The sequence below is a fragment of the Wolbachia endosymbiont of Drosophila bocki genome, from assembly GCF_028982005.1.
Lineage (GTDB): Bacteria > Pseudomonadota > Alphaproteobacteria > Rickettsiales > Anaplasmataceae > Wolbachia > Wolbachia pipientis.
In genome coordinates this window covers 1-8,229 of the sequence record NZ_JAPQLG010000155.1, presented here as the reverse complement: position 1 = coordinate 8,229, position 8,229 = coordinate 1, and the positions used below count along the sequence as shown (strand labels likewise).

Annotated in this window: 6 protein-coding genes and 2 pseudogenes; 2 read left to right on the top strand and 6 right to left on the bottom strand. The window is 34.7% G+C overall.

The window, feature by feature from the left end; genetic code table 11:
• Positions 1 to 956, top strand: a pseudogene (locus OZD61_RS03460) (hypothetical protein); the annotation flags it as partial.
• Here OZD61_RS03460 and plsY read toward each other — a convergent pair.
• The 6 genes from plsY to recA all read right to left on the bottom strand — a co-directional run bounded on the left by plsY (position 951) and on the right by recA (position 7,211).
• The gene (plsY, locus tag OZD61_RS03455; RefSeq protein ID WP_007548744.1) at positions 951 to 1,523 is read right to left on the bottom strand and encodes a glycerol-3-phosphate 1-O-acyltransferase PlsY; all 573 of its coding nucleotides are present in this window, start codon (positions 1,521 to 1,523) and stop codon (positions 951 to 953) included. The pseudogene OZD61_RS03460 and the gene plsY sit on opposite strands and share 6 nt — an antisense overlap.
• A gap of 139 nt (positions 1,524 to 1,662) precedes the next feature.
• Complete coding sequence (locus OZD61_RS03450; protein WP_274979859.1) at positions 1,663 to 3,129, bottom strand: alanine/glycine:cation symporter family protein; 1,467 nt, start codon at positions 3,127 to 3,129, stop codon at positions 1,663 to 1,665.
• Position 3,130: 1 nt separating this feature from the next.
• A complete protein-coding gene (locus OZD61_RS03445; protein WP_274979858.1) occupies positions 3,131 to 4,474 on the bottom strand; it encodes an alanine/glycine:cation symporter family protein in 1,344 nt (447 codons plus the stop codon).
• A 22-nt stretch (positions 4,475 to 4,496) separates the two neighbouring features.
• Positions 4,497 to 5,267, bottom strand: a complete 771-nt coding sequence (locus OZD61_RS03440) for a CDP-alcohol phosphatidyltransferase family protein (RefSeq protein ID WP_274979857.1) — start codon at positions 5,265 to 5,267, stop codon at positions 4,497 to 4,499.
• Positions 5,264 to 5,956, bottom strand: a complete 693-nt coding sequence (locus tag OZD61_RS03435; RefSeq protein WP_274979856.1) for a phosphatidylserine decarboxylase — start codon at positions 5,954 to 5,956, stop codon at positions 5,264 to 5,266. Before OZD61_RS03435 ends, OZD61_RS03440 begins: the two co-directional genes overlap by 4 nt.
• Before the next feature lie 187 nt (positions 5,957 to 6,143).
• Positions 6,144 to 7,211 (bottom strand): recombinase RecA, encoded by a 1,068-nt coding sequence (gene recA, locus OZD61_RS03430; RefSeq protein ID WP_274979855.1) that lies wholly within the window; start codon positions 7,209 to 7,211, stop codon positions 6,144 to 6,146.
• A 609-nt stretch (positions 7,212 to 7,820) separates the two neighbouring features.
• Here recA and OZD61_RS03425 point away from each other — a divergent pair.
• Positions 7,821 to 7,955 (top strand): annotated as a pseudogene (locus OZD61_RS03425) (DnaJ domain-containing protein); the annotation flags it as partial.
• Positions 7,956 to 8,229 lie beyond the last annotated feature (274 nt).

Sequence of the window (8,229 nt, the reverse complement as noted above, 5' to 3'; positions counted from 1 at the left end):
CTAACACTTGCTTCACCGGTATTATCTATAGAATGTTAAGCACGCTAGAGGGTATTCATCCTGATCCAGAAATTGGATTTACTCCTCCTAGGCAAATATTACTTCCAGGAGCACAAAATGAAGCACGTAAGTTCATGTTAGACAGGTTAAAAAACAAGAAAAACAATAAAGAAATTTTTAAGGCTTGGTATGACGTTCAAAATGGTTATGAAGATGATGAAAGTCAAAAAATAGTTGATGATTTTATTTCAGAAGTAAGTATTCCTTTAATGAGAAAATTATTGAGTATTACTTCTCAATATAGTGAACAAATTGTGCTGACGTTAATGAAAAATATTAGCTCTATAAAGTTAAATAAATTACAATGTTGTGAGCTGGTTCAGCACATGAGAAATAAACTGCAGGAGCATGGTTTAGGTGACCAAGAAAGTTTACTCGAAAACATCGGAAAAAAAGTATTCTTAGAGCTATTAAATCGAGATCTACTCGAGACAGATTTTTCTCTCAAGGATTCATCTTTGGATGGAGCTAAAAGAATAGCTAACAAAATAATAATAGGAGAAGTTGAGAAATTTAGGTCAGAAGCTGCTGAAAAGGCTAGGGAAGTTAACTCTATAGAAGTTCAAGTGGATGTTACATTGCGGGGTCTGTCAACCTTGCCGCGAGAAAAGAAGTGTTGCATTGCATATAGCAGACTAAGTGGCCAGTATGAAGGTGATGAGAGAGAGATAATGGAGAACATCTTACTAAAAAAATTAGAGATAACGAAAAAAGAAATGAATAAGATGCTAGAAGAGAATGATATACGTAAACTAAAATTAGCACTTGATGATGCATGTAAGAAAAGTGGAAAAAACATGGAAGAAATGATAAAAGAAGTAGAAGAAGTAGTCTCAAGTCGTTTCTCGCATGAAGTATCTGTTAGTAATATAGCAACAGAGTCAGCACACTTATAAAAATTTATTTTCCTTACCTTGCAGAAGATTCACAATATTTCTGTGGTGTTTTAGGAAGACCAGTGCTCCTATAATTAGTAATGTTAAGAACAAATTCCTCTGAAAAAAAAAGGACCATGCTACAGCCGTTGAAGTAGCACTGAGTGAAGCAAGGGAAGAGTATCTAAAGGCAAGAAAAACTATTATCCAAATTATTACGAATACTAAAGTAATATCAATGTTAAATGCTATCAGTATCCCTAGAGTGGTTGCAACGCCCTTTCCTCCACTGAATTTTAGCCAAATAGGAAACATGTGTCCTAAAACTGCTAAAATTGCAGATACATATATATAAAAATCGTTATTATCACAAAATTGTTGTGCTATATAAACGGCAATAAATCCCTTGAAGGAATCCAGAAATAATGCCAAAGCAGCAAGAAATTTATTTCCCGTCCTTGCAACGTTTGTAGCACCAATGTTTCCTGAACCTACTTCTCTTAAGTTTATCCCTTTTATTCTTGTAATAATTAAGCTAAACGGTATTGAACCGAGTATGTAGGATAGTGTAAGGACTATAACTAACACAGGTAAAATTTACTGATTAATAATCGCAAAATTTCGTCATCCCGCTGCTTGTTAGCGGGATCTATGCTGAGATACCGCGGCGGTACGACGTAGGGAAATCTTACTTATTATAGCTATACCTCTCCGCATATGCCAAAATTTAATTGATTTTATTATTCCTCAGCCTTTTTAGGTAGCACTGAACTTCCTCGTTAATCTGATTACTAAACAGTATAAGCGCTGTCATGTTGATAAGAGCTAAACAAGAGAATAAAGTTCCGCCAATATTAGCAATAGCCATTATGTCTTTAGAAAGGCCAGAGAAAAACGCCACAATTATTACCGCTATGCGATATATCACTATACTTTTTGCACCAAACAAATATAACCACCCCATTTCACAACAATATACAAATGAAATTACCGAAGAAAATGCAAACAAAGGTGCAGCTATGGTTAAAAGTATAGGAAACCATGGAGAAACTGTCTCAAATGCCTTTTGAGTAATTAATATCCCTTCACCAACACTAGTCTGGTATGCACCTGTTATTACTATTGTTATTCCTGTTAAACAGCAAATTAACATTGTGTCAAAGCATGGTTCTATCATAGCAACAAGCCCAGTTCTTACTGGTTCTTCATCTTTAGTTGTTGCATGAGTAATTGAAGCAGAACCAACACCCGCTTCGCTGGCAAAGATTGCCCTTTGAATTCCAGCAACAAATGCTCCTACCATCCCTCCACCAACAGCATTGAAATCTATCATAGTGGAAAATAATATTTTTAACGTATAACCAAGGTTATGAATATTAAATGCAATAATAACAATACAACTAAAGATATATATAAGTGACACAATAGGCACTAGTGCAGAAGATACTCTAGCTATCCTTTTAATTCCGCCAATAATCACTAGAGCAAGCAGCGCAGAGATTATGGAAGAAAGAAACCAAGAGTGACCATCTACCCAACTTGAATAGCCAGATAATATTGAAACCATTTGATTGGTTTGAAACGCTACACTTCCACCAAGACCTGATAATACAAAGAATACTGCATACATGGCAGCCAGCACAATACCAAGTTTTTTAAATCCAAATTCCTCCAGACCATTCCTTATATACTGAAAGGGACCACTAAACAATTGGTCCTGATCTTCTGTTCTATGTCTAAACGCCAACGTTACCTCAGCAAATTTTGCTGACATACCAAAAAAACCTGTAATCATCATCCAAGGCACCGCTCCTGGCCCTCCCATTGAAACTGCAATTGCGACTCCAGCAACAGTTCCAAGACCTACTGTGCTTGAAAGTGCAGTCATAAATGCCTGAAAATGCGTAATATGACCATCATGGTGATTCGTGTCATATTTTCCACATAAAATAGCAAATGCATGCTTAAACATTCTTATGTTGAGAAATCTAAACCGTAATGTTAGAAACACATAACCAAAAACCAGTAGAAGGATTATAAATGGCACGTAAAGGATCTTGAAAAACAGTACTTCATTCATGAAATTATTTATTCCGTTCAACACAGCGTCATAACTTTCGTAAAAACCTGAAGCAGCGTACACATCATTAAACAATAGGCAAAATAACACCATACAAAGCAATCTATAAATCATGTTAATACCCTTTAGAATTGTAATAAGAATCTATTGTATTCAAAACTTCCCTTCTTAGTAGATATATTGCAACAGCATTCGGAATCATAAGGCACATAAACAAACTGTCACCTAGATAAGATATAAATTCTATATTCTTTGACATACAGCTGATATACACTGAAACCACTATAAGAATTTGGAACGGTATCAGTATTTTTTTACTGCCAAATAAATACAGCAAAGCAACTTCGCAGTAGCAACAATAAGCTATTATTGTGGAAAATGCAAAGGAAAACATCATTAGCGGAAAAACTAACTTGCTGAACAAGGGCAAAGCTGTTGAAAATATCGAACTAATTAGTGTAATATCACCCACGTTATCAGTGCTATGCATACCAGTGATAATTATCACAATACCAGTCAAAAATGAGATTAATATTGTGTCTATAAGTGGTGCAATCATTGCAACGCACCCAACTTTAATTGGATCTTCTTCTTTTACAGCTGAATGTGCTATAGCTGCTGTTCCGGTACCTGCTTCGTTAGCAAACACTGATCTTCTCACTCCGGCTATTAATCCGCTCAATACTCCGCTTCCTATAGCTGATTTATTGAAGATATCTTGGAATATTATGGATAGAGCATTCAGCAAATTACTTCCGTTTACATAAATTAAATATATACACATACCCACATATAGCACTATCATAATTGGTGCTAAGCTCGTTGAAACGAAAGCAATGCGCTTTATTCCTCCCAATATTACAATAAAGACAAGCAGGGATATAATAATGGATGCGTTGTATTCTAGGAGGTTATTTGATAGTGCTGCTATTTGATTTGCTTGAAATGGTATACCGCCCAAAATCATTGCAATAAGTAGCATAATCGCATAAGTGAAGGCAAGAAATCTACCAGTTTTTGCAAATCCAATTTTTGCAAGCCCGTACTTCATGTAATAAAAAGCCCCGCCAGTTGTATTTTCAGAGCGATAAGTAAATGCAAGCACCACCTCGGCAAACTTTATCGACATACCAAGTATTCCGGTAATTACCATCCAAAAAACTGCACTTGGGCCCCCTATTGTGATAGCTATTGCAACTCCTGATATTGTTCCAAGACCAACTGTTCCTGAAATTACTGTTGCAAACGCTTGAATATGAGTGATTATGCCATTGTTGCTGTTATTACACTTTAGATTGAATAGCGTCTGTATTCCATATTTAAGTAACCTAAAGTTAATGAATTTGAACTGGGCAGTACAAAAGATTCCAGTTGCAATTACCCAAATAATTATAAATGGAATGTTGAATATCTTTGTATACAGAAATGAATTTAATAGTTCACTTATCTTCAAAATCATGCAGTTTTCTATTTTTTGTTAGCTAACGAGTTTTATATGTAAAATATATGTAAAACCCGATGCTTATTGGAATAGTAAGTGTATACACTATACCTAAAATTGGTAGAGTCATCCAGGGCTTACTGATGAAAAATACAATAAGTACTCCAAAAAATGACACAAATATATAGGATAGGCTTTTGGGAATATAAATATATTTTGCAGAGAAAGTTGGAATGTGACTTATCGAAAAAAATGAAATGGCCAGAAAGTAACAAGCTACGTTTCTTGTGTTAAAAAATCGCTCTATGAGAAGTAAGTATTCACTCTCATGAGATTGAAAGGTAATAATTATTGGTAACAAAGAAAGTAAAGCACACACTGGAGCTGGAACACCAGAAAAGAAAAATTTTTCCCAGTATGGTTGTTCTGAGTGTAGCGAAACATTAAATCTTGCAAGTCTTATTGATATGGAGATTACGTATATCATTACTAAAATCCAACCTATGACTTTGATTTCGTTTAGCTTCCAAAAATACAAAAGAAATGCAGGCGCTGCACCAAAATTTAGAAAATCTGCAAAAGAATCAAGCTGGGCTCCAAAATCGCTAGTTGATTTTAGAATTCTAGCTATTCTGCCATCCATTCCATCTATTATTGCTGCAATGATGATAAAAATTACTGAGAATTCCCATTGTTCATTAAATGTAAATTTAAGCGAAGTGAGACCAGAACATAAACCCAATAAAGTTATAAAGTTTGGGAATAATTTAGTAATAGGTAAGAATCTACTGTTACTTCCATCGTTATTCATATAACGTCAAAAGTAAGCTTCTCTTGAACGTTTTCCTTATTTAAGTTTGCTATAATTGTTTCACCACCAATAACAGTTTGCCCTTCTGAAACTCTGACTTCTGTATCAGCAGGAACATAGATATTCACTCTACTGCCAAACCTTATAATTCCAAACCTTTCACCTGCTTTTACGTTCTGGGATATTCCTAAATTACAAACGATACGACGTGCAATTAGTCCAGCTATTTGCTCCACAATAATTTCTTTCCCCTTTTCGTATTCAATTACAATAACCTGCTTTTCATTTTCATTACTAGACCTATTGCTCATTGCGGATACAAACTTGCCTTTTTTATAACTCATTTCCTTTATCGTACCAGATATTGGTATACGGTTCACATGGACGTTCAAAACACTTAAAAATATGCTAACAAGCGTAAACTTCTTCTCCTCTCCGTTTTCTGCTGATAAAGGATAATTAACTTCTTCAATTTTTGAAATCACACCATCAGCAGGACTTAATATAAGATTCTTATTGTTTGGCACAGCTCTTGCTGGATCACGAAAGAAATAAGTACACAATAATGTCGGAAACAAGCACGTAACGCCAAACCCCCAAGATATAGAGAATGCTATACACGTTACTATAAAGGAAACTACTATAAATGAATAACCTTCCCTGTTTACATTAGGTAAACCAAAACACATAATCTTATTAACAATAACCTATTGTTAACAATTTATCATTTATAATTTCTCATGAAAAGCTTTTTTTAACTGCTTCAGCAAAGTCTTTTTGATACAAGGTAACATTACAGATTGTTATATTAGCACATAGAATTACCGTCATACTGTAACAACCCGTCCAACACAAAATCTAATGCCTAAGTTTAGATCAGAAAACTGATTCTTCTAAAAGTTGCTCACTATCCTCGTCTATTATGATAGAATTATCATGATTTCTGAGTAAATCTCTGATTTTCGTTTCTATTTCATTTGCGACTTCTTTGTTTGTTTTTAGGTAAGTTTTTACATTCTCTCTTCCTTGCCCAAGACGTGTGTTGTTATATGAATAGTAAGCGCCTGCTTTTTCAAGCACACCAAGCTTTGCTCCCATATCTATTATTTCTCCGAGTTTTGATATACCTTCATTGTACATTATATCAAATTTCGCTTCTCTAAATGGAGGAGCAACTTTATTTTTTACAACTTTAACTCTTGTTTCATTACCTGTAATATTTTCTTTGTCTTTTATTACACCAACTTTTCTTATATCAAGCCTTACAGAAGTATAGAATTTTAATGCATTTCCACCCGTGGTAGTTTCAGGATTTCCATACACTACTCCTATTTTCATACGAATTTGATTAATAAATATCAATATACAGTTCGCTTTTGAAACGGCAGAGGTTAGTTTCCGTAGCCCATGACTTAGAAGCCTTGCTTGCAGCCCCATATGTTGATCACCCATATCACCTTCAATTTCAGCTCTTGGAGTTAATGCTGCGACAGAGTCAATAACTATCACATCAACCGCACCAGAACACACTAAATACTCAACAATATGCAACGCCTGCTCTCCAGTGTCTGGTTGTGAAATCACTAAATCATCAGTGCTTACCCCAAGTTTACGAGCATATGAGACATCCAATGCATGTTCTGCATCGATAAATGCGCATGATCCTCCTTTTTTTTGTGCTTCAGCAATCACGTGCAGGGCAAGAGTGGTTTTACCAGAACTCTCGGGGCCAAATATTTCAATTATACGCCCTTTTGGCAGACCTCCAACACCTAGAGCCGAATCAAGCGCAATTGATCCTGTGGATATTGTGTCTATTTTTTCTACAGGGTTTTGCTTCAACTTCATTATTGCACCTTTACCGAATGCTTTTTCAATCTGGCTTATTGCGTTATCTAGCGCTTTTTGTTTATCACTATTTCTTTCTTCTGGGTTACTTGCCATAGATCATTTATTAATTTATATAATTCTCTATGATAATCAAACGCGAATAACCTGCCAAGGTTTTTCTAGTATTTATGTATTATTTCAATGAAAAATATTAACGTTTTCATAAAGCAGATATTTGTTTGCCTTCGTTAGTAACACACTATACTTTAGTGTACGGACGTTGCAATTTGCAGCATAGCAGGTGGTGTCATCCAAGTAGCCAACACTGAAATGACTAAATTCGAAATGGCTACACGAATTTATTGTAAATTACTACCGTATAAGGTGCGATGCAACAAAGCCATTCCAGTGTCAGCTACTTGAATGACACCTCTTAGATGGGTCAGCTACTCAGATCTGCCATGAAAACTGCAACCCTAAATGTTGGAGCACTGTCGTACACTAAGCGCTGTAATGACAATTTTAGTCGCTTCATACACTTATCATGCTAGTCATAACAGAAATAATTTTTACCAAAGATATTTATGAAATAATTGACATAGTTTGGAAATATGTATATTATAGAACATTAATAGTTAGTTAATTTGTAGGTGTAATGTGGCTAGAAATGTTTTGAATGAAAATGAGTACCACGCTTTAAAGCAGTTGTTTTTAACATTTAATATTCAAAAGGAGGATGTGGTAAATTCTGACATTAAGAATATTAAGAAAAAGCTTAGTCAACAATACCGTAAATTATCGTTAAAATATCACTCAGATAAAAACCCAAACAATAAAGAAGCGGAGGAGAAATTTAAGATTATTGAATTAAATAAGCCATTTTTTGAAGAATTTATAATAGAGCCACTGGAGAAAGGTCTCAATAAAAGAAATAATTTAATAAAAGAATTACGCGGTAAGTTGTGGAGTCGCAGTTATGAAGAAGTGCAGAAATAAACTCTATAATAAGCAGCAGTCAATTAACAATAATGTAACTGCTTATGTAAAATATTCTTTTTATTCAAATCTCTTAGAACCTGTTTAAAATCTTCGTAATAGGAGAGAAATGAAGGAAAGGACAATCATTTGCAAG

Excerpts from the sequence above, each read along its gene's own strand:
- OZD61_RS03450 (WP_274979859.1), bottom strand. The coding sequence starts at position 3,129 with ATGATTTATAGATTGCTTTGTATGGTGTTATTTTGCCTATTGTTTAAT.
- OZD61_RS03445 (WP_274979858.1), bottom strand. The coding sequence starts at position 4,474 with ATGATTTTGAAGATAAGTGAACTATTAAATTCATTTCTGTATACAAAG.
- OZD61_RS03440 (WP_274979857.1), bottom strand. The coding sequence starts at position 5,267 with ATGAATAACGATGGAAGTAACAGTAGATTCTTACCTATTACTAAATTA.
- OZD61_RS03435 (WP_274979856.1), bottom strand. The coding sequence starts at position 5,956 with ATGTGTTTTGGTTTACCTAATGTAAACAGGGAAGGTTATTCATTTATA.
- recA (WP_274979855.1), bottom strand. The coding sequence starts at position 7,211 with ATGGCAAGTAACCCAGAAGAAAGAAATAGTGATAAACAAAAAGCGCTA.